The organism is Alteromonas sp. a30 (assembly GCF_026788005.1).
Taxonomy (GTDB): domain Bacteria; phylum Pseudomonadota; class Gammaproteobacteria; order Enterobacterales; family Alteromonadaceae; genus Paraneptunicella.
Map to the genome: position 1 here is coordinate 53,124 of NZ_JABEPE010000020.1, position 22,341 is coordinate 75,464.

Here is a 22,341-nt window from a genome sequence, read left to right on the forward strand (position 1 = left end):
AATGACTTTTTAAGGAAGGAAATACTTTCAGTATGGTGCAGTTGCCTTTAGCAAGAGCTTATATCATCGGTCCTGTTTTCATTCTGTTAATAGGATTCATTTGTTGGATTGCTTCCCCTTGGAGCTTTGATCACTTAGCGTATCAACGTGAAGCTGTCATCCAAGGCCAATGGTGGCGGCTTATCAGCGCCAATTTAACCCATTCTAATTTCATGCATTTAGGACTTAACGCACTCGGCGTTTTTACGATTTGGGCACTTTATGGAGATGAATATAAAACCCGCAAGTATTTCACTCTAATTGTTGTTTTTAGCCTAGCTTGCACCGTTAGTATGCATTTCCTGAATCCAGAACGAATAAACTATGTTGGCTTATCTGGTGTCTTGCATGGCTTGTTTGCTTGGGGAGTCATTCAAGATATTAATCGTCGATATATTACAGGCTGGCTCTTACTTATCGGCTTAACCATTAAAATTGTTCATGAGCAGCTACAAGGCGGCAGTGCAGAAATTGCTTTACTCATTGAAGCAAGAGTCGCTACCGAAGCGCATTTATACGGCACAATTGCCGGGCTTATCACTGGATTATGGGACGTATACAAAAGCCGGACCCGCGCCTCATCTCCTGTATCGCCTCACTAAACCCTATCAAAAGCGACAAAAAAGCCGGACTCAACCGGCTTTTTGTTCATATCGTTTTTAGTACCCTTAAAAGTGGGCAGCCAATTTTTCAATATTCGTTAGCAACTCATCACTGTATTTTTCCATTTTACGCAATACTTCGATTGTTTCAGGATTGACACCAGCCGCGCCAGTTGAGATAGCATTTCTTGCTTGCTCGTATACCTTATGCAGACTTGACTCAACAGCTTTGAATTCACTTAAGCGGCTATATTCAGCACCTTCATCGCGGAGCCAGCGAGACAATTCTGTTTCGCTAACATTTTGCAAGTTGTTACCTGTACCACGCCCCATGAGCGCCTGATATACCGATGCTTTAAATGCCATATTTTCAATTTGTGCCGCCGCTAATACCCCACGTTCCGCGCAACTTCTTATCGCCTTACGCATGGAAGACGACATATCCAAAACTTGGCTTACTTTATCTTTTACTTCGCCGTTTTTAGCGACTAATAATCGAGACTTTTCGGACACTTCATTAATGTTGGACTCAATGCTTTGTGTACCGTTTTCAATTTTCTCAACCAAGTTATTTATTTCTTGTGTCGACTCAGATGAACGCATTGCCAAATTACGCACTTCTTCTGCAACCACAGCAAAACCACGTCCGCTCTCGCCCGCTCTCGCCGCTTCAATTGCCGCATTTAGTGCTAGTAAGTTTGTTTGTTCCGCAATAGAGTTAATCACACCAACAAAACGGCTGATGCTACTCGCTAACCCAGATAACTCACCTGCATGTTTTACACCTTGCGCTGCTATCTGGTCTATCTGACTTAAGTTTTTGCCCGCCTCATCCAACATTTCTGCTGAACCTGTGAACAAATCGTCAGTATTTTCTAATCGTTGTCTTTCTGAAAATAATGTCTCCGTTGTTCTTGCTTGAACATCGCGAAGACAGTGTAAGCCTCTCTGCCCATCAAGCAACACCTCTCCAGCGGAAACACCTCCACTGTTCTGCGTTTCTTTTTCGGAAATTACTGCCTCTGCATCTGCCAACAAATTCTCCAACTCCCTTACTCTAAGAGAAAGCGAATCATTTTCGGCAGATAAGTCCTTAATTCTTTGTAGTTCTTCTTGGTTGTCTTTTTTCCAAAACATAGGGGGAATCCCATTGAGTAGTTACGAAAGCCCTGCGAATCAATTTACTTATCGGTTACGTTTCCATTTATCTGATATAAAGTTAGTCTTTATTTTGTGGTTGCGCTACGTATACTCGCACCTACCGTTGCAAAACGTGTTTTTAGTTCCCATTTAGGCTTAATCAGAGATAATGGAAATTCTCGTTTTTTACCCACTATCAGATACACAGAAGCCATAAAAGGTAAGTAGCGACTCGCAAATTTAGCCCACTTGCTATTCAAGTCGATTTTCTTCTCAAAAAATAGCGTTGAGTGAATATAAAACTGTTCATCAACAATCTGATATCCGAGCAAACTCAACCAATCTTTTACTCTATGAGCGCTAAAAAAGCGAGCATCATGTAATACGTTTTGGTGCTTAAAAGGGGTCCACTTCAAACAACCGGGCAAACTCACCGGGTTAAAGCCCAAAATAGCCACATGTCCATCAGGCATCATACATCGATCAACTTCTCGTAAAACTTGATGCGGATCCTGAGCGAAATCCAACTCATGAGCCAAAATAAAGGCATCAATGCTGCGACTCGCAAATGGCAACCATCCTGGCTCAGCAATAACTGAAGGAGAATTAAAATCAAATGAGGTTACATTTATTTTATGCTGGATCGGACAGTTATCTAACGCTAACTGACTGCTTAAACTCCCCAATTTCACCAAGTGATAGCCAAACATTTGCCGACTAGGCTCCGCCAATTTTAGCTCGGCGACCGCCTGCAAATCCTTGCCAAGATGCAGTGCTTGCCAATTTTTGGGGTACTTAGGAAGCTTAGGAACTAAAGCGGGTTTCATAAAAACTGATCATGAGCATGGTTTTGCGCCTTACGAATCCCTATAATATGCATCAACTCTTTCAAAGATAACAAATTTAACTTTTCAATCATGTTACAGATATCTCCCATTTTAGCATTTGACGACAATTACATTTGGTGTATTGAAAACAATCAAAATGCATACGTTGTCGACCCTGGCGACGCTTCGCCTGTTATGCAGTACCTTGAAGAAAAGCAGTTATCTCTTAAAGGTATTTTGGTTACTCACCATCATCCCGACCACATTGGTGGAATCAAAGCCTTAATGCAATGGCAAGCAGCAAATAAACAACCAGAATTGCATATTGTTACGCCTGACACAGAGCGTTATGTCTTCGCAACACAAAAAGTCAACGATGGCGATGTTGTCGAGCTTAAAGACTTAACAACATCACTGAAGGTGATGCAAGTGCCGGGTCATACTCTTGATCATATTGCTTATGTTAATGACTCAGCACTATTCAGTGGCGACACTCTGTTTTCCGGCGGATGTGGACGCTTATTCGAGGGTGATGCCAAGCAAATGCAATCTAACTTTGCGCGATTTAATGCATTATCAGACGACATTAAAGTCTATTGCGCCCATGAGTACACCGCTGCCAATATGGCGTTTGCCAAAGCCGTTTGGCCGCAAAATGCCGCCATTGATGATTACCTAGATTGGGTAGCCTCCCAGCGCCAACAAGAGATCCCAACAATTCCAAGCAATATTGCTTTGGAGAAGAAAATAAACCCGTTTATGAATGCGCACTCCAATGAGCTAAAAAAGAATGTAGAACAACACTTCAATAACTCATACACTTCACCAACAGATGTCTTTGCAGCCCTTCGGCAATGGAAAGACACCTTTTAGCAGGCCAATAAAGTAAGGAATATGTATATTAAAAATTTATTTTGGGGCGCTATATCTTGCTTATTACTCAGTGGATGTGAGTTAGCAATCACTCAACCTTCACCGGTTGTTAAAGAAGCACCTTTATCGAACTTTTTGGCAGTTGAACAGAGCCATGAGTGCGACTTTTCACCGGATGTTGCCGACCTTGTTTTTGCATGTGAGGAAGAATCCGGCGGCACTGTCCCTGTGCTGCATCCAATTGAAGATTTTGACTACACCTTTGCTCAAAAACAAAAAAATGAAGATTGGGTATCCTCGCAAGATTTATGGCAACAAGTGCGTCGGCAACTCACCTTTCCTATTCCTAACAACCGCCGCGTTCAGAACCAACTCCGTTGGTACAAGCAACATCCAAATTATATGCAACGCGTTAACAAGCGCGCAGCACCGTTTCTTTATCACATTGTCAAAGAAGTGGAAAATAGCGGTCTCCCATTGGAATTAGTGCTACTGCCAATTGTGGAAAGTGCTTTTGACCCTTTCGCTTACTCTCACGGCAGAGCTGCGGGGATGTGGCAATTCATACCCGGGACCGCAAAACGCTTTGGTATGAAACAGAATTGGTGGTATGACGGTCGCCGCGATGTGCTAGCCTCCACACGAGGCGCGATTAAATACCTCAAGTATTTGCATAGAACCTTTGACGGCGATTGGTTACACGCTTTAGCCGCATACAACAGCGGAGAAGGTCGCGTTTTAAAAGCCATTAAAAAGAATCGAGCAAGAGGCAAAGCCACTGATTTTTGGTCTCTCGATTTACCCCGCGAAACCCGCGCATACGTGCCTAAATTATTAGCACTCTCGGAGCTTTTATTTAACAACGAAGACTACAACTTCCCTTGGCCTCGCTTGCAAAACCAGCCCTTTACCGAAATTGTTGATGTTGGCTCGCAAATCGATTTAGCGCTTGCCGCAGAAATGGCAGGGTTAAGCGTAGAAGAACTACATGCACTCAACCCCGGATTCAACCGATGGGCGACCGACCCTAAAGGTCCACATTATTTATTCGTGCCAATTAGCAACGCTCCACAATTTCGTGTCGCACTGGATGAAACGTCAAATAAAGAGCGCTTAAACTGGGTACGCCATAAAGTGCGTAACGGCGACAGCCTACTTAAAATTGCCAAGCGTTATCACACATCCGTGGATGTGATTCAGCAAATAAATAAAGTAAAGGGTAATATGATCCGCGTTGGCGATCATCTGCTTGTGCCTGTGGCGCTAAAGTCGTTGGATTACTACACCTTGTCTCAAGAAGAGCGACTTAAAACCACGCAAAGCACCAAACATGGCGCACATCAATTAGCCTACGTAGTCAAACAAGGCGATACCTTGTGGGATATTAGCCGTGCGCACAATGTTAATTTAAGAAAGTTAGCAAAGTGGAATGGTATGGCGCCCACAGATCCTCTAAAACCGGGAAGAAAGCTAATTGTTTGGGTAAGCCAACTGACGCAGGAACAAACTAGTCAATCCATTATGCGTTCGGTGACTTATACGGTGAGAAATGGTGATTCACTTGCGCGTATTGCCAGTAAATTCAAAGTTCGTATTAACGATATTACCCGTTGGAATAACTTGAATAAGAAGAAGTATTTACAACCGGGACAAAAAATAAAACTTTTTGTGGATGTCACCAAAACCTAAATAACTGTGTTTAATGATCAGTCACCGGTAGAGATTTAGGAACAAGTATGTACCCAATGAGAAGCGGCCGCTAAAACGGTATCTAACGCGCCGTAATTTGAACGATAAAAGCCTGATTCTGCTCAGGCTTTTTATTGGCTGTTGATTCGGTGTTTGTCAGATAAATGTACACGGAAAAGCCCCACTACCTAAACAGCACTTTTTCTTTATTAAACCAACGCACACAAAAATACAACGCGCCTAAGCCAATCAAGGCGGTGGATAAAAAGATGGCAACAAAAGCTGAATAGTTCATGGTGCCTTTCACTAATTCTTTAATCGCAAGCGCAACGTTTGTTAGCGGAACCCAAGCCCAGCCACCTTGTAATGACACACCGGGTAACATAGCCAGCACAATGGGCACAAACGCCAATAGCATTAAATACCCCATATAGGTTTGCGCTTCTTTATAGCTTTTCGCGAATATCGACAAACTCAAGGTTAGCGAAGCAAATATGGTGACAACAGGAATAAGCATTAAGAACATTAGCAGCATATCTAATAGGCCAATTTGCGAGAAAAACTCGCTAATCACTGAAATAGCAAGTCCCTGTCCAATACCAATCCCCCAACCGACAAAACTGACAACCGTCACCAACGCGGAAGTCAGCCCTGCCACCATGATCGCAAAGAACTTGCCTAACACAATGTCTTGGCGCGGAATGGGCGCTAACAATAAGGTCTCTAGCGTGCCACGCTCTTTTTCTCCTGCACCTAAATCTGCCGCTAAATACACCACGCCTTGCAGTAACAACACAAAAATGAAATACGGAATAAAACCGCCAATTTTCTCTCCTAGGTCCTCTCTGTCATTGGCAAGATTCACCTTTTCAATGTAAATCGGTCGCATCAATGCGTCTTTTTTATCCTGCGATACGCCTAACGATGCCAACATTTGTGCTTGCATCTGTTCTGAGTACACTTTGGTTTTTTCTCGCACCCGATTAAACACTTTATTCAAACTGGCATCGTTTAAAAATAACTTGATACGACTTTGTCCCACTTCTAGTGGATTTTTCATTAGCGTGTCGGGTAACAATAAAACAAAATCTAACTCGCCAGATTGAATGCGCTGCTTAAAATTATGTGGCGATGCTGCGATAAAGCGATAGTGTTTATCGGCTGCAAAGTCAGCAACAATCTGAGGATGGTGTTCATGGTTTAAAATACTGTATTTCAACACTTTGCTTTCCGCATCTTGAACAGCTTTCGCAGCAAATAAAGCAACGCCACCAAAGAGCAAAGGGAACAACACCAATGGGAACAAGAACATAAATAATATTGAGCGTTTGTCGCGTATTGCTTCACGTAATTCCTTTTGAAAAACCAACCACATCGTTAGTGCTCTCCAGCTAAGGTTTGGGTGAAAGCATCGTGTAAAGAGATGTCAGACAACGCCGAAAACTGCGCCAAATCTCCTAAAAAACACACTTTGCCTTGATTAATAACACACACTTGGTCGCACAAAGTTTGGACTTCATCCAAATGGTGCGTAGAGAAGATAACCGACACCGAATTCTGCTTGAGTCGCTGAATAAAGTTGAGCACGGTTTGCGTTGCCATAATGTCTAATCCGGTTGTAGGCTCATCTAAAATCACCACCTGCGGTTCATGTACTACGGCCCGTGCAATCGCGACTTTTTGTTTCATCCCTGTAGAGTAAGATTCGCACCGCCTATCCAAATAAGTTTGCATGTCTAGCTCTTGCGCTAAAGAGTCAACTCGCTGCTTAATACTGGCCTTACTCATGCCATGTAAACGCCCAAAATATTCGATGTTTTCGCGCCCCGTTAAACGCCCATACAAACCAGTTGTACCCGATAAAAAACCAATTTTCTTACGTAAGGTTTCTGGCTGTTGCGTTAATTCTTCATTGTCGATAAAAATGCGTCCCTCATCACAACAAAGTGCCGTAGAAAGAATGCGTAATGTGGTGGTTTTACCCGCTCCATTAGGACCCAACAATCCTAGCACCTGCCCATGCTCACATTGGAAACTAACGTCCTGCAAAGAATGGAAATACTTACCTTGCTGGCGCGGATCTACCACTCCCTGTTGCTTGGTTTTGCTTTTTTCTGGAATCAAAAATTTTTTTGCTAGATGCTGAACACGTATCACCCGATTTCTCCATTTTTTATCATTCCTTCGCCTCTCATTCTTCCTCTCTCACAACTCATTTATGATGATTTTTCGTTATCCTTGTTTGACTGTTACACATGCTTTATCGGCGTTTAGGACGAAAATAATCCGTGTTTTGATAAAATAAGGGGTCGTGATTTTCTGGGCACCATTGCGGCACTCCTAACAAGGGTAAAGGCTTAAAATGAGCTCTGTCGGAAAAGCTATCATCTTGTTGAATATAGTGTAAAACCTGCTCGTCTAAAATCTGATACTGTCGCACAATATCCGCTTTCCAAAAAGTATTATCAACCGCAACACCAAGCCATTTCCCAGTTAAGCCGATATGCGGCTGCATCAACATTTCGTAATTTGCATGCCCGAACACAAACGCCTGTACCGTTTTCCCCCACTCTGCTCGATTATCCACAAATGCGGCTTGCCACTCATGTTCAGCTAATAGCGACGGAATAGACGGGTTTGAATAAGCTAACACCACACCACATTCATCGAAGTGAGTCACGCGATCCCGCCTTGGTGTTCTCGGTTTTAAGCCAAATTCGTTAATTTCGTGAATATGAACCCGATTAAGTGCGCGTTTACTCTGTGAGAATAAACGCCAAATACACGCATTGTAAAAGTCGTGCCAATTCGCTTCTCGTGTAGGGACAACGCTATCTTCATAAACAATTTGCTCATAATAACGCACCTCTGTTGCTTGCTCTTGAGCTGTAAACTGTATTTTCTGCCCAGCTATCCCCAGAAATTCTGCCAGCGAAGAAACCGCTGGCCAATGCTCTTGCGCAGCCATCGGCGCAATGTAGGTGAGATCGCGAAATGGCGCAGATAAAAAATGCGACGTTTGCCAGTGTTCAATACGAGGAAAAGTGTTGATTTGAGCTTTCATTATATTCAATGGGGTAAAAATGACTTGAGACTAAGCGATCACTCGCAAAGGCGCACTGCATTGGTTTTTAATAATGGGCGGTGTACTCTATTGCGGATTTTCGACAAAGTAAATAATCAGGCCACTTGTGCCGAAGGAAAAAACATGAACCTACAACTGAAACACACCCTACCAGCAGTGATACTCGCAACTCACTTTGGTGTGCAAGCCGGGTCAAACAGCTTTGATCAGGCTTACAGCAGCATCAGTGAAGCGGATTTGAGAAGCCATGTTAAAACCTTGTCTTCCGATGAGTTTGAAGGGCGTCAACCTACAACCATTGGTGAAGAAAAAACGCTGGCCTACTTGACTGAAAACTTCAAAAAATGGGGTTTTAAGCCGGGTAATGGCAACAGCTTTTTGCAACCCGTAGAGTTACTACGCATTGAAGCCGATCCAAATGTGGTTTTAAGCATTGGCGACGACAGCTTCACTTACAAGGAAAATATGGTGGTTGGCACTTCTCGCGAACAAGAAACCGTATCGTTAAAAGAATCCGAATTAGTGTTCGTGGGCTACGGCGTTAACGCACCGGAATACAACTGGAACGATTACAAGGGACTTGATGTAAAAGGTAAAACGGTTGTGATTCTGGTAAACGATCCCGGATTCGCCAACCCAGAAGGTGATAAATTCCAAGGTAAAACCATGACCTATTACGGTCGCTGGACATACAAATACGAAGAAGCCAGCCGCCAAGGCGCAGCAGGTGCATTAATTGTTCATGAAACAGAGCCCGCGTCTTATGGTTGGTCCGTAGTAGCCAATAGCTGGAGCGGCCCACAGTACAAATTGGTGCAACCCGATGGCAACAAAGGGCGTGTTGCCGTAGAAGGCTGGTTATCCCTAGATGCGGCTAAATCCGTTTTCAAAAAGGCTGGATACGACTTCGACAAACTTAAGGCAAAAGCCAACAAAGGCCCAATTGCGCAAACGTTGGGAACAACGGCTTCTGTTACCGTAAAAAGCAGTTTGAAACGCTCGACAAGTAACAACTTCATTGCGACTTTGCCAGGTTCCAGTGCCAAAGATGAGCACGTTATTTACACCGCTCACTGGGATCACTTAGGAAAAGATCCGGCCAAGGAAGGAGACAATATCTACAACGGCGCACACGATAACGCTACAGGCACAGCAGGCATTATGGAAATTGCCCGAGCCTTTGCTTCGTTAAAACAAAAGCCGAAACGTTCTGTTAGCTTCCTTTTTGTTACCGCTGAAGAACAAGGTCTATTGGGTTCTCAATATTATGCAGAAAACCCGATCTACCCATTGAGCAAAACCGTGGCAAATTTAAACATCGATGCCATGAATATCATGGGACGCACAAAAGATATTTCTGTGGTCGGCTTCGGCAAATCTGAGCTTGAAACTTACTTGGAAAAAGCAGCCAAGCGCCAGAATCGTCATCTCGCACAAGAAGGCCATCCACAAGCGGGATATTACTATCGTTCAGATCACTTCAGCTTAGCTAAGGTAGGTGTTCCTGCGCTGTATGCTAAAGGCGGTGATATTCCGGTTGATGACGAAACCGCACAATACAGAAAGAAGATGAGTGTGATCCAGCGAGGCTGTTATCATCAAGTGTGTGATCAATACCGCGAAAGCTGGGATTTCGGTGGCATCGTTGAAGACTCACAATTGTACTTTGAAGTCGGTTATGACATTGCCAATAGTCAAGACTGGCCGAAATGGAACAAAACCAGCGAGTTCCAGCGTCCATAATATCTAGCGCGCGTTTTGTCTAGAGCGAGCAGGGATGCGAAAGCGCCTTTGAGAAAGTATAGCGGGCGGCGTTTACACTCCACTTCCCGCGGCTGAAAGTTTGCGCCAAATTCGCTACAGGTGACTGATAGTTTGAAACAAGCCTGTCGTTCTTGGTCTAATTTTATAACCAACGTGAAATTAATATTTCAAAAGCAGCCCCTTTTTAGGGGCCTTTTTCATTTAAGCGGAGTATTTCTTAAGTTTTTTTCAAATTCCCTCTTGCAATTTAATCTGATGGTGGCAAAGTTTTAAGCATCCGGTTTGCACAGCAATGCGCTACCAAGCCATTCAGCTAAAACAGCAAACAGCATCTCGGTCAACAAAGTTGAACGATTGTTTAAACCTTAAATCTGAATTTAATACAGCATGATCAACGTTAATATCATCAACAATTTGAATGGCAATTTGCCATCACGAAATTCGCTGAATTAATTCAGTGAGGAAGGTGATAGATACGTAAAAAATAGCTCAAATTTTCTCCTAAGCATTCTCTTACTTTCTCTCCCCTTCTTCACATAAAATCCACGCTGCCTTTGGTAAAATGCATTTTTCAACAAACCAAAGTAGCGGGTAAAACAGGTCGTCAATGAAGCAATATTAGCGACTTTAAATTAAAAACAACTGTAGAGAGACAGTCACTTATGTGCGGTATATTCGGTATTTTGGACATCAAAACAGATGTTTCCGAGTTAAGGTCGAAAGCCCTTGAGCTTTCTAAACTATTGCGCCACCGCGGCCCAGATTGGTCTGGGATTTGGAATAACGACAATGCCATTTTATGTCATGAACGCTTGGCAATCGTCGACGTAGATAATGGTGCACAACCTCTGACCAACCGCAATGAAAACCTCATTCTCGCTGTAAATGGTGAAATCTATAATCACAAAGAGCTTGAGCAAGAATTGCCTGCGCCTTACCACTTTAAAACTAAATCAGATTGCGAAGTCATTCTTCCATTATTTGAAGCGCACGGCCCTGCATTCATCGATCAACTGAAAGGCATGTTCGCTTTCGTTTTGTACAATGAAGAAGACGACACCTACTTAATTGCCCGTGATCACATTGGTATTATTCCGCTTTACACAGGTTTTGATGAGCACGGCAACTTCTATGTTGCATCTGAAATGAAAGCCCTTGTGCCCATTTGCAAAACGGTTCAGGAATTCCCTCCGGGTCATTATCTATGGAGTAAAACCGGCGAGCTAACACAATATTACACCCGTGATTGGCGCGAATTTGAAAACGTTGAAACTAACGAAACCAACCTAGAAGACTTAAAAGCGGCCTTTGAAAAAGCCGTGAAAAGCCATTTGATGTCTGACGTGCCTTATGCCGTGTTGCTGTCCGGCGGTTTGGACTCCTCTCTGGTTTCCGCTGTTGCCGCTAAATACGTTGCTAAGCGAATTGAAGATGGCGACCAATCCGACGCATGGTGGCCCCGTTTACACAGTTTTGCTGTTGGCCTTGAAGGTGCACCAGACCTCATCGCAGCGAAGAAAGTCGCGGATATGATTGGCACGGTTCACCATGAAATTCACTTTACGGTGCAAGAAGGATTAGACGCCATCCGTGACGTTATCTATTTCTTGGAAACTTACGATGTCACCACCATTCGCGCTTCCACTCCCATGTATTTAATGAGTCGTAAAATCAAAGCAATGGGCATTAAGATGGTGTTATCTGGCGAAGGCTCAGACGAAATCTTTGGTGGTTACTTGTACTTTCACAAAGCCCCTAACGCCAAGGAGTTCCATGAGGAAACCGTGCGTAAGCTAGACCGTTTACACATGTTTGACTGCGCCAGAGCCAACAAAGCGACATGTGCATGGGGCGTTGAAGCACGAGTACCTTTCCTTGATAAAGAATTCATTGATGTTGCTATGCGCTTAAACCCGAAAGACAAAATGATCACGCCTGAAAAAATGGAAAAATGGGTATTGCGTAAAGCCTTTGATAACGGCGAGTTCTTACCTTCTGAAATACTTTGGAGACAAAAAGAGCAGTTTGGCGATGGAGTGGGCTATTCGTGGATTGATTCCATCAAAGAACAAGCCGAAAGCTTGGTGTCTGATCAGCAAATGAAAACCGCGGAGTTCCGTTTCCCAGTGAACACTCCCGACACCAAAGAAGGCTATTTGTATCGCACCATTTTTGAAGAATACTTCCCGCAAGAAAGTGCCGTTAAATGTGTGCCGGGAGGGAAATCTATCGCCTGTAGTACCGTCGAGGCATTAGCTTGGGATGAAAGCTTCTTAAATGCAGCAGACCCATCAGGTCGCTCGGTTAAGGACGTTCACGGCAAAGCGTGATTGGGCTAGAGGAAAACTTCAAAGCAACCATTTAAAATGCTTCCGCATTCCAGCAAAAAGCCAAACATATTCTGTTTGGCTTTTTTCATGACGGTGAATAATTGCACGGCTTTATTGAGTACCGGTTTGACTCGGCTTTTGCTTCAACGGCTGGCGAGATGAGGCGCCTTCGTTTGGCGTAACAACCTTTAACAAATGAGACTGAGCATCGAACCACAACGCTTTGTCCTGTAACGGCGTGCTCTTCGGTAACAATGGATTCTTAAGCTCGAACATAATACGCTTGTTTAGTTCTGCTTTTCGCAAATATTCGCGATGCACCGAGGCAAAAAGCTTATCGAAGCTACCGTTATAAATTGCCCGCTCCAACCCTGTTTTCACTAAATTAGCGAGCACAATGTTTTTCTTATTAAAAAAGAAATAAGTTGCTGTGGGATAGTGCACCGCTAAACGCGACTCAATCGTCACACCATCAGGCAACTCTGACTCATCAAGAGCATCCCAAATATCAATAATTGAACGTGGTAAGAAATTAGCTTGCTCGGTTTGCAGCAGCCGGTACATTTGACTTTGACTAGAGCCCGTCGCCACTTCAAAACCATTGGCTTGCAGGATCTTAGTATCCGGCCAGTCGTATCCTTGCACCGGAATAAAGCGACGCAATTCGGGGAGTAGCTCAATAGGCTGCATTAACTCAGCCGACTCTGCATCAACTAGAAACAACCTCAGCCCATTAAGCCCTTTATAAATCGGTACGCGCACGGCTAACAATTCTTCTTCTTTTACAGCATCGGTTCGCGCCCAAAGAATATTGATTTCTCGATTTGCTTTAAGTTGCTCAATGGCTCGACGTTGACTCAAGACTTTACGAGTCGGAATAAGCTCATAGCGAACACTGGTTTGTTCAAGGGCTAGAGATAGAACTTGCAATGGATAGGATTGCTGCTCGTCCAACAAGGATTCGCTGTTAGGGTAAGCTATTCGCCAAGTAGCAGCATGACTCAACTGCGTAATAAACCCCAAAATAACAAACCAATAACGCATGAAAGAACAACCTCTGAACAGTGAACGCCAAGACTAACGCTAAAAACCTGATTTAAAAAGTATTAGATAACACCATTAGTCAATTTGGCGAGTTCTCTTTCTTCGTCATCAATAACCGAAACAATGACTTTTAAATTATCATCTCCAACTTGTAGGGTGTAAGACACGAAACAAGAAAAAACATGTTGTCCATCTTCATCGGTAAATGACCAATTTACATTGGAAAATAGAATATGTTCAGCTAACCGCATTGTTTGACACACCTCAGGCACACAGTGTGTAACACCAACAGCTTTCAAGCGGTTCATCAAAGACTGAATATGTTCAAATAGCTCCTCATCACTGGTAAATACCGTTTTTCTGTCATCGCTTACGACAACGGAAGGTGTAAAGTACATCTTTGCCACAGCTTCTGGCGAATAAGATTCGTAAGCTTCAGCGTAAGCATTAAAAAATGCTAGTGTACTAACAGCCATTCAATTCTCCTCTTGTTTTGAACTGCAATAATCGTATTTGAGGCTTTCCTGACTAAGCTTAGTACAAGTCGTAAAAAGACGTCAGTTCTGCCTTTAGTTTTAGTGATGGTTACTGTATACCCAGATATTTATGGGTTTGCAGCGATAAGCGCCAGTTACGCTTGATGCATGTATCGATGGCTAACGCAGTCGCCCGTTGTTGTTGGCTTATCGGTTGCAAATAGATCAGGCACCCTGCTTGTGTTCCAAGTGCAAGTAAAGCATCAAGCTCATCAATGTGTTTTTGCATGGCAACTGGATGCTTAATTTCATTTGCCCTCAAGACGGCCTCAGATAACACTTTGTAGCCACCTTTCATATCAACTTTAGGCGATACAGTGACCCACGTTTGCGCATCCACCAGAATAGGAAACGTCCCACTGGTTTCGATTTGTGTCGAATAGCCGTTAGCGTGTAAAGCCTGAGTCAATTCCATGAGATCATACATAGCGGGTTCTCCACCTGTGATCACAACATGTTTTGCGGTGTAACCCTCTTTGACAAAAATCGCAAGAATATCCTCTACCGAAGCATTACACCACGTTTCTGTATCCTGTGTTTTTAAAATGATCTCAGCAGCGGACTGCTGCATTTCGGGTTTGGTTTCCCATGTATGTTTGGTATCACACCATGCACATCCCACAGGACACCCTTGAAGACGCAAGAAAATAGAAGGCGTGCCAGTATAGCTCCCTTCCCCTTGTATGGTTTGAAATAATTCGTTGATTTTATATTGAGTTTGCATTCATCCAGTTCACTGCATTGACTTGGCCAATTTAAACACACGAAAGTGGCGGTCTTGGGCACAGTCCATTAAAATTGCTGTTTTTAGCGCATTATAGAGATAGCTTTACCATGGCTCAAAAAGTTGTTGTCATTTATTCAGGTGGAATGGACTCATTTACGGTTTTGCACAAGGCCATTCAAGATGGCTGCGAAGTATACGCCCTATCCTTCAATTACGGCCAGCGCCACCGTAAAGAATTAGATTATGCAGCTAATGTCTGCGCAAAGCGGAACATTCATCATAAAATTGTTGATATTAGCAGCATCAATCAGCTCATTGGCGGTTCCTCGCTCACCAGCGACATTGACGTTCCTGAAGGTCATTACGAAGAAAGCTCAATGCAATCTACAGTTGTCCCAAATCGCAATATGATATTACTATCAATGGCCATTGGTTATGCCGTTTCATTGGACGCCTCCAAAGTCTATTACGGGGCACACTCTGGAGACCATGCTATCTACCCCGATTGCCGCCCTGAATTTGTGTTAAAAATGAATGAGGTAAGCCAAATTGCCAATTATGAGCCTGTTGATATTCATGCGCCTTATCTAAATGTCAGTAAGATTGATATTCTAACTGACGGTTTACGCATGAATTTAGATTACAGTGAAACGTGGACATGTTACAACGGACGGGAAAGAGCCTGTGGCAAATGTGGCGCGTGTCAGGAAAGATTGGAAGCCTTTGAAAAAAACGGCGTTAAAGATCCTCTACCTTATGAATGATTATCATAACAGCTCAGACGGGATTACTTTAAAATAAGCAAAACAGCCACATAATAGAAAATCAACGTATTTTTCAGTATCTACGCCCTATTCCTCCGAAGTCAGGTTATGGATATGCATCAGTTAAGGCACAGTAATGGTAAAAAAAACATTTTGGCAAACGCTACAAAATGAAGCGCTTGAAATCGTAAAAACAGAACCTCTATTAGCAAGTTACGTACATGCTTGTGTTCTTAATCATAGGGACTTTGATAGCGCATTGAGTTTCATTTTGTCGAACAAAATGGCCGATGATGTTATGCCAGCCTTAGCAATTCGAGAGTTCTTCGATGATGCTTTTGCCAAAGATCCTGATATGGTGCAATCGGCTATAGCAGATCTTAAAGCGGTTTACGACCGCGACCCCGCCGTTGAATATTATTTAACTGTTCTTTCCAACTTTAAGGGTTATCTCTCAATTCAAGTGCACCGCTTGGCGCATTACCTTTGGGAAAATAATAGAAAGCATCTCGCTTTATTTATACAAAGTCGCAACTCGGAAGTGTTCGCAGTGGATATTCACCCCGCAGCACAAATAGGCAAAGGCGTAATGTTCGATCATGCCACCGGCATAGTTGTTGGTGAAACAGCGGTAATTGAAGACGATGTTTCCATTCTACAATCGGTTACATTAGGCGGTACAGGGAATGAGTCTGGTGATCGTCACCCCAAGATTAGAAAAGGGGTTCTTATTGGCGCTGGCGCTAAAATCCTTGGCAATATTGAAATAGGAAAATATTCGAAAGTGGGGGCAGGTAGCGTTGTTTTAGAATCGGTTCCTGAATGTGTCACCATTGCAGGTGTGCCGGCAAGAATTGTAAAAGTAGATAACTGTGAACGTCCATGTGAAACCATGAACCAAAACTATTTAGACACCCCTTATAAATTCTTAGGTGAACACATTTAATAGGAATCTACTTCGGTTCCTTTCCTTATTTGGCTCCTTTTTAGGGTCTCGAAGATTTTCAACGATTAAAATCCGTATACTCACTGAAAACCTATCACCAATGGATCCCCAGTCAATTCCTTACGACCGAGGATGCATCTAGCTGCCCTAAACAATCCGCGATGTGCTCTTCGAGCTTTTATTTTATCGAGTTACTGATTGGCGTTTTCGATGAAATAACATAGCTCTTTGATACAGAACTTCAGTACCGGATTTAAGCGTGTATTTTTACCATTCATCACGTAAAGTTGCTGCTCAAAACCAAATAAGTCACCACCAATAGGAACAAGCTCTTCTCGACCAATTCCCTGCTCCACTATATAGTCCGGTAACAGTCCAATGTACTCCCCGCTCAAAATAGCAGACAGACAGGACTCATAAGAGTCTGAAAAAGTTTGAATTGATAAACGATTGTCTCCACGTACATAGTTACCAGATGGCATACCTGACATTCCTACCGCAGGAAACTCATGTACGTTAAGAGGCGTTATTTTTCTCATCCACTTTTTCGCCAAAGGATGATCTTTAGCACAGTATAAACGCCCCTTGCATGATGAATTAACTTCTTGAAAATTAACAGATTCAGGCTTAACCATATCGTAACACGATACCACTAAATGACACTCACCTGATAACGCAACATGTTCAACCTCATGATATAAACGAGTTTGAATATTAATATGGATGTCGTTGAATTTTTTCATTGTACTGCGAACAGCTTGGCCTACCGCAGAGACAACATTAGATGGCAAGCTCGCCATAAGAACTAAAGTTACATGACCCGAATAATCATCATGTAAACTTTTTAAATTAAAAACAAAGCTATCGAAAGCATTGAAAATGCGCTTGGTTTCTTGAAACACAAGCTCCCCCTCTTTAGTCATTTGGAATCCACCACGCCCACGGTGACACAATACCAAATCCAAACGCTCTTCTAGTTTCTTGATTGCTGCACTGATATTCGGGCGCTGCATTCGGAGAACGGGCTCTGCCGCAGTAAACCCGTTACACGAAGCAACAGCATAGAAAACTCTTAGTAACTTAATATCCGATTCTTGCAAACGATTCAGCATCTTTAGATCACCTATTCCGGGCTCTCCTGCCCTATTGTCAACGCCTATAGCTAGGCTTATTTAAGGTATGAGTTTACATACTATACTGATTCTTCCAGATATGGCAAACCCTTCCTAACCATTAAAGGTAAAAAAAAAGAAAAATAATCGGTGAATTTTATGGCAAAAACCAAGCAAACTTTTGATTAGCAGCTATTTTTTTGTTAGACAAGAAATTATCCAACCCAATAAATTTAAGAAAGTTTAACCATTCGAGCTCGCAGAGCTTCGACTTGGTCTCGTAATGTTGCCGCTTCCTCAAACTCAAGATTCTTCGCATGTTCGAACATACGCTTTTCAAGTTCAGTTATATCGGCCATCAGCTCTTTGCTAGAATGTTTAATATATTTTTTCGATGGCTCGGCAGCTTTATCTACCGCACGACCACCTGATGACTCGCCTAAGTCCATCACATCAGTCACGGGTTTATTCAAGCTTTGAGGTTGAATGTTATGCTCAATATTGTGCTGTTCTTGCTTTTCCCGACGACGCTGAGTTTCGTCAATGGCGCGTTGCATGGAACCCGTTATTTTATCGCCATATAAAATGGCTCGACCATTTAAATTACGAGCAGCTCGCCCCATGGTTTGAATAAGTGAGCGATCTGAACGTAAAAAACCTTCTTTATCAGCATCTAAAATAGCAACCAACGACACTTCCGGCATATCCAACCCTTCACGCAACAGGTTGATCCCAACTAACACGTCAAAGCGTCCTAGTCGTAAATCTCGGATAATCTCCATACGCTCAACGGTATCTATATCCGAATGTAAATAACGTACTTTTACACCATGCTCATCCAGATAATCACTGAGGTCTTCTGCCATTCGCTTAGTGAGTGTCGTCACTAGCACCCGTTCATTTAAGTTTGTACGTTTATGAATTTCCGAGAGTAAATCATCAACCTGCGTTGCAACGGGCCGAATTTCAATGATGGGGTCAAGCAAGCCTGTAGGACGCACAACCTGTTCAACTACATCGCCATTAGATTTTTCTAGCTCGTATTTACCCGGCGTTGCACTCACATACACGGTTTGCGGAGAAAGGCTCTCAAACTCATCAAACTTTAATGGACGATTATCCAGCGCAGAAGGCAACCGAAAGCCAAACTCGACCAAGGTTTCTTTTCGTGATCTATCTCCTTTGAACATCGCACCAATTTGCGACACAGTAACGTGAGATTCATCAATAAAGAGTAAACCGTCCGATGGGAAATAATCGATCAACGTTGGAGGCGGTTCGCCGGGAGCCCGGCCAGATAAATAACGTGAATAGTTTTCAATTCCTGAGCAGTATCCCAATTCCAACATCATTTCGATATCAAATTGAGTTCGCTGCACAATACGCTGCTCTTCAACTAACTTATTGTTCGCTTTTAATTGCTCACGGCGATCTTTCAATTCATCTTTAATGCGCTCAACGGCCTCTAGAATTTTTTCTCTAGGCGTTACATAGTGCGTTTTAGGGAATACCGTTGCGCGCGCAACCTGCTTTTCAATGGCGCCGGTAAGTGGGTCAAACAAGCTAATACGCTCAATTTCTTCATCGAATAACTCAACCCGCACAGCTTGTCTGTCTGAATCGGCTGGAAATATATCGATCACATCACCACGCACACGGAATGTACCGCGCTCAAAGTTCATATCATTTCGAGCGTACTGTAATTCTGCTAAACGGCGCAAAATGTCTCGCTGATCCATTAAATCGCCTTGGCGCAAATGCAGCAGCATTTTCATATAAGATTCGGGATCACCTAACCCATAAATAGCGGAAACACTAGAGACAATGACAACATCTCTTCGCTCCATGAGCGCTTTTGTGGCGGATAAACGCATTTGTTCAATATGATCATTGATAGATGCATCTTTTTCGATGAAGGTATCCGTGGTCGGAACATAGGCTTCCGGTTGGTAGTAATCATAATACGAGACAAAGTACTCAACGGCATTCTCAGGAAAAAACTCTTTCATTTCCCCATAAAGCTGAGCTGCTAAGGTTTTGTTATGAGCCAAAATTAAAGTTGGACGCTGGGTTTCAGCAATCACGTTGGCCATTGTAAAGGTTTTACCCGACCCCGTTACACCTAGCAGAGTTTGATTGGCTAATCCACAATTTAGCCCTTCCACCAGCTCACTTATGGCTTGAGGCTGATCCCCCGCAGGTTGATATTTTGATTTCAGATTAAAAAGTCGAGACATAATGTTTTTCCTACGATGTGGAATTCTCTTTTGCCGTATTTCCCATCACACCAACTAACAGGCGATTAAAGCAGAAAAAGGAAATCGCGCCCATTACAATATATGAAACCACACTGCCCCAAAAAATACCGGGCAAATTAAAAAGCAGGCTTCCCAAATAACATATGGGGACAAAAATAATAAAGAAGCGGACCACGCTCAACGCCAGCGCCCCCATTGGACGATGCATCGCATTAAGGGAAGAATTGGTTAACACCACAATTCCTTGTAAGCCATAGCCAATAGGGACAATCGCCAAAAATAGAACGATAAGCTTTTCCACTTCAGCATCTTGTGCAAAAGCAGACGCTATAAATGGTGACATCACCCACATCAATAAGAACACAAGCATTTGCCACACCATGACAAATTTAACCGTACTCATATAAGCTTGCTTGACTCTATCAATTCGCTCTGCCCCAAAGTTTTGGCTAATTAGGGGCGGTAAGGTCATTGACAGGGACAAAGGGATGATATTTGCCATGGACTCTAAACGGTTTCCCACTCCCCATGTGGCTACCGCTGCCGAACCATATTGCGCAACAATGGCTGTCATAATGCCATTCGCCATTGGCGTAATCATATTCGAACCGGCTGCGGGAATTCCAATTCTTAGGACACCTTTGCAGGCAGCGCTAAACTCCGATGACTGCAATAAACGAGGTAGAATAAGTTGTCGTTTGATGGCTAACAAATACAAAATATAAGCAGTGCTCACCATCCACGCTATCATGGTGGCAATCGATGCCCCTTGAATTCCTAAAGCAGGAAATGGACCCCAACCAAAAATTAACAGTGGGTCAAGCATGGCGTTGATAAACCCACCTGTCGCCATAATAATACTCGGTGTCGTGGTATCACCATGCGCTCGTAAAATACTATTCCCCACCATTGGAATAGCTAAAAACACACTTGCAATAAACCACACATTCATATAATCCCGAATATAAGGCAGATGAATTGCCTCGGCCCCCATCGCGTGAAAGATGGGTTCAAGGAAGAACCACCCAACTAGAGCAATAAAGCCGCATAAGATACCGGCTAAACTTAACGCTCCATTACCTACAATTTTAGCATCACCGCGGTCGCCCGAGCCCAAAAGGCGAGCCACCGTAGCGGAAGTGCCGATGCCTAAACCGATATTTAAACTGATTAGAGTAAAGGTGACAGGAAAGGTAAAGCTAATGCTAGCAAGCTGATCTGTACCAAGCAAACCAACAAAGAAAGTATCGACTAGACCAAATGACATCAATAAGATCATGCTCAAGACGACAGGTAATGTCATCCGTTTGAGTGTTGGCCCAATCGGCCCGTTCAAAAGATCATTTTTTTTCTTCGTATTCACAGAAAAATCTCTACAGCAGAAACACACCCGCCACACTTTGCCCAGCTAGGCTCGCTTAGGAATGAGGTACAGGGGAAACAAGAAGTTTAATTTAAGAATTGCCTTTATTTACCTACGATCTTCATAGGATAAGGACTAGACGTCATTCTAGAGTATATCCTCGTATAACACTACGCTGTATCAACAATTCGAAACAAAATGCTTATCTATACAATTCAGCGAATTTAACCTGCAAATAACATCTAAGGGTTATCTCCATTACTTAGCGTTATCCTCTTTCGGTAGCTCTATTTTTAAAATCCTTTTTTCAATTCCAGAAACCTGTGGATGAAACCCAAAAACAGACCTTCCCATACGGTAATTTTTTTAAAAATCAAGTTTCATTTGATCTTTTTTGCGTCGTTTCGAGAAAAAAACACACAACCCTAAAAAACACTGTATGGTTTTTAACCTCATCATGAATATTATTTACCAACAAACATTTATCTTATTGTTATATATAGATTTATTAAAATTTTAAAAAGAATCCTTGGTTTCGACTTGACACCCATTTCATTGGGTTTGCGCGGGTTATTAGAATTTCATTAACATATTTATCCACAGGTTTCGTGGATAACTGTTAAAAACCCACTATTCACGCGGCATTAGGACCGAGAACTATTTTTAGAGGTAAGCTTTCACTAACGCGTTGTATCCGATAAGTTCGTTACACTATTTATAATACTGTATAAATAACCATGTTTCTTGAAGATTTATAGATCTAATTTTCATAAAACCGTCACTTATATGCATTAAGCCCACACGGAATCGTTTTCAACACACAAGTATTAAAATAAATAACAAATTTCTTACCATTCTATCTGAGTTAGCCCCATCACAACACAACGCCTAATTCCAGCAATAATAAACGTAGCGCCGCACTTAACGCTCAAAAAGTGCCTTAAACGATGCATTCTTAAGCAACCAATAAATAATATTAAATTCTGTGTTGACAGGAGCTCAGACGATAATTAATATTCGCCCCCGTCCTGAGAGAGAAGTCTCGCAGGGCTAATGTTCTGTTCCCCCTTAGCTCAGTTGGTTAGAGCGACGGACTGTTAATCCGCAGGTCCCCCGTTCGAGTCGGGGAGGGGGAGCCAACAGAACAAACATTCCAAAATGATGATTCCCCCTTAGCTCAGTTGGTTAGAGCGACGGACTGTTAATCCGCAGGTCCCCCGTTCGAGTCGGGGAGGGGGAGCC

General features: G+C 42.9%; 18 protein-coding genes and 2 tRNA genes. 9 read left to right on the forward strand and 11 right to left on the reverse strand.

What is annotated here, in order from left to right; genetic code table 11:
- Window positions 1-32: 32 nt before the first annotated feature.
- Entirely contained in the window at window positions 33-641 is a 609-nt protein-coding gene (gene rrtA, locus HJG39_RS16400; RefSeq protein WP_268410796.1) for a rhombosortase, read from the forward strand.
- A gap of 66 nt (window positions 642-707) precedes the next feature.
- Here the strand turns inward: rrtA and HJG39_RS16405 are convergent, their stop codons facing one another.
- A complete protein-coding gene (locus HJG39_RS16405) occupies window positions 708-1,778 on the reverse strand; it encodes a methyl-accepting chemotaxis protein (protein ID WP_326849272.1) in 1,071 nt (356 codons plus the stop codon).
- 89 nt (window positions 1,779-1,867) lie between these two features.
- Window positions 1,868-2,608 (reverse strand): class I SAM-dependent methyltransferase, encoded by a 741-nt coding sequence (locus HJG39_RS16410; protein WP_268410799.1) that lies wholly within the window; start codon window positions 2,606-2,608, stop codon window positions 1,868-1,870.
- Between the two features lie 90 nt (window positions 2,609-2,698).
- On the opposite strand from HJG39_RS16410, the gene gloB reads away from it, so the two are divergent.
- Entirely contained in the window at window positions 2,699-3,481 is a 783-nt protein-coding gene (gene gloB / locus HJG39_RS16415) for a hydroxyacylglutathione hydrolase (protein WP_268410801.1), read from the forward strand.
- A gap of 21 nt (window positions 3,482-3,502) precedes the next feature.
- Window positions 3,503-5,170: a lytic transglycosylase gene (locus tag HJG39_RS16420; RefSeq protein ID WP_268410805.1), complete on the forward strand. Its 1,668-nt coding sequence runs from the start codon at window positions 3,503-3,505 to the stop codon at window positions 5,168-5,170.
- 184 nt (window positions 5,171-5,354) lie between these two features.
- On the opposite strand, the gene HJG39_RS16425 is transcribed toward HJG39_RS16420, so the two are convergent.
- The 3 genes from HJG39_RS16425 to HJG39_RS16435 all read right to left on the reverse strand — a co-directional run bounded on the left by HJG39_RS16425 (window position 5,355) and on the right by HJG39_RS16435 (window position 8,234).
- Complete coding sequence (locus tag HJG39_RS16425) at window positions 5,355-6,545, reverse strand: ABC transporter permease subunit (RefSeq protein WP_268410809.1); 1,191 nt, start codon at window positions 6,543-6,545, stop codon at window positions 5,355-5,357.
- A 2-nt stretch (window positions 6,546-6,547) separates the two neighbouring features.
- Window positions 6,548-7,327, reverse strand: a complete 780-nt coding sequence (locus HJG39_RS16430; protein ID WP_442781035.1) for an ABC transporter ATP-binding protein — start codon at window positions 7,325-7,327, stop codon at window positions 6,548-6,550.
- Window positions 7,328-7,430: 103 nt separating this feature from the next.
- Window positions 7,431-8,234, reverse strand: a complete 804-nt coding sequence (locus HJG39_RS16435; RefSeq protein ID WP_268410812.1) for a DUF3025 domain-containing protein — start codon at window positions 8,232-8,234, stop codon at window positions 7,431-7,433.
- A 144-nt stretch (window positions 8,235-8,378) separates the two neighbouring features.
- On the opposite strand from HJG39_RS16435, the gene HJG39_RS16440 reads away from it, so the two are divergent.
- Together HJG39_RS16440 and asnB are read left to right on the forward strand one after the other, a co-directional pair.
- Window positions 8,379-9,998 (forward strand): M28 family metallopeptidase, encoded by a 1,620-nt coding sequence (locus tag HJG39_RS16440; RefSeq protein ID WP_268410815.1) that lies wholly within the window; start codon window positions 8,379-8,381, stop codon window positions 9,996-9,998.
- A gap of 683 nt (window positions 9,999-10,681) precedes the next feature.
- A complete protein-coding gene (gene asnB / locus HJG39_RS16445) occupies window positions 10,682-12,349 on the forward strand; it encodes an asparagine synthase B (RefSeq protein WP_268410818.1) in 1,668 nt (555 codons plus the stop codon).
- 111 nt (window positions 12,350-12,460) lie between these two features.
- On the opposite strand, the gene HJG39_RS16450 is transcribed toward asnB, so the two are convergent.
- From HJG39_RS16450 to queE, 3 genes are all read right to left on the reverse strand, one after another.
- Complete coding sequence (locus tag HJG39_RS16450; RefSeq protein ID WP_268410821.1) at window positions 12,461-13,393, reverse strand: amino acid ABC transporter substrate-binding protein; 933 nt, start codon at window positions 13,391-13,393, stop codon at window positions 12,461-12,463.
- A gap of 62 nt (window positions 13,394-13,455) precedes the next feature.
- Window positions 13,456-13,869: a DUF6841 family protein gene (locus HJG39_RS16455; RefSeq protein WP_268410824.1), complete on the reverse strand. Its 414-nt coding sequence runs from the start codon at window positions 13,867-13,869 to the stop codon at window positions 13,456-13,458.
- Between the two features lie 109 nt (window positions 13,870-13,978).
- Window positions 13,979-14,653 carry a 7-carboxy-7-deazaguanine synthase QueE gene (queE, locus tag HJG39_RS16460; RefSeq protein ID WP_268410826.1) on the reverse strand — a complete coding sequence of 225 codons (675 nt, stop codon included), beginning with the start codon at window positions 14,651-14,653 and terminating at the stop codon, window positions 13,979-13,981.
- Window positions 14,654-14,763: 110 nt separating this feature from the next.
- Between queE and queC the strand changes: the two genes are divergently transcribed.
- A complete protein-coding gene (gene queC, locus HJG39_RS16465; protein WP_268410829.1) occupies window positions 14,764-15,420 on the forward strand; it encodes a 7-cyano-7-deazaguanine synthase QueC in 657 nt (218 codons plus the stop codon).
- 136 nt (window positions 15,421-15,556) lie between these two features.
- Entirely contained in the window at window positions 15,557-16,366 is an 810-nt protein-coding gene (gene cysE / locus HJG39_RS16470) for a serine O-acetyltransferase (RefSeq protein WP_268410832.1), read from the forward strand.
- Between the two features lie 191 nt (window positions 16,367-16,557).
- Here the strand turns inward: cysE and HJG39_RS16475 are convergent, their stop codons facing one another.
- The 3 genes from HJG39_RS16475 to HJG39_RS16485 all read right to left on the reverse strand — a co-directional run bounded on the left by HJG39_RS16475 (window position 16,558) and on the right by HJG39_RS16485 (window position 21,039).
- On the reverse strand, window positions 16,558-17,478 hold the full coding sequence (locus HJG39_RS16475) for a LysR family transcriptional regulator (protein ID WP_268410835.1): 921 nt from the start codon (window positions 17,476-17,478) through the stop codon (window positions 16,558-16,560).
- A gap of 233 nt (window positions 17,479-17,711) precedes the next feature.
- The gene (gene uvrB, locus HJG39_RS16480; protein WP_268410838.1) at window positions 17,712-19,715 is read right to left on the reverse strand and encodes an excinuclease ABC subunit UvrB; all 2,004 of its coding nucleotides are present in this window, start codon (window positions 19,713-19,715) and stop codon (window positions 17,712-17,714) included.
- Window positions 19,716-19,725: 10 nt separating this feature from the next.
- Entirely contained in the window at window positions 19,726-21,039 is a 1,314-nt protein-coding gene (locus tag HJG39_RS16485; RefSeq protein WP_268410854.1) for an MATE family efflux transporter, read from the reverse strand.
- Between the two features lie 1,122 nt (window positions 21,040-22,161).
- Between HJG39_RS16485 and HJG39_RS16490 the strand changes: the two genes are divergently transcribed.
- A tRNA-Asn gene (locus HJG39_RS16490) sits at window positions 22,162-22,238 on the forward strand.
- Between the two features lie 27 nt (window positions 22,239-22,265).
- Window positions 22,266-22,339 (forward strand) — tRNA-Asn (locus HJG39_RS16495).
- Window positions 22,340-22,341 lie beyond the last annotated feature (2 nt).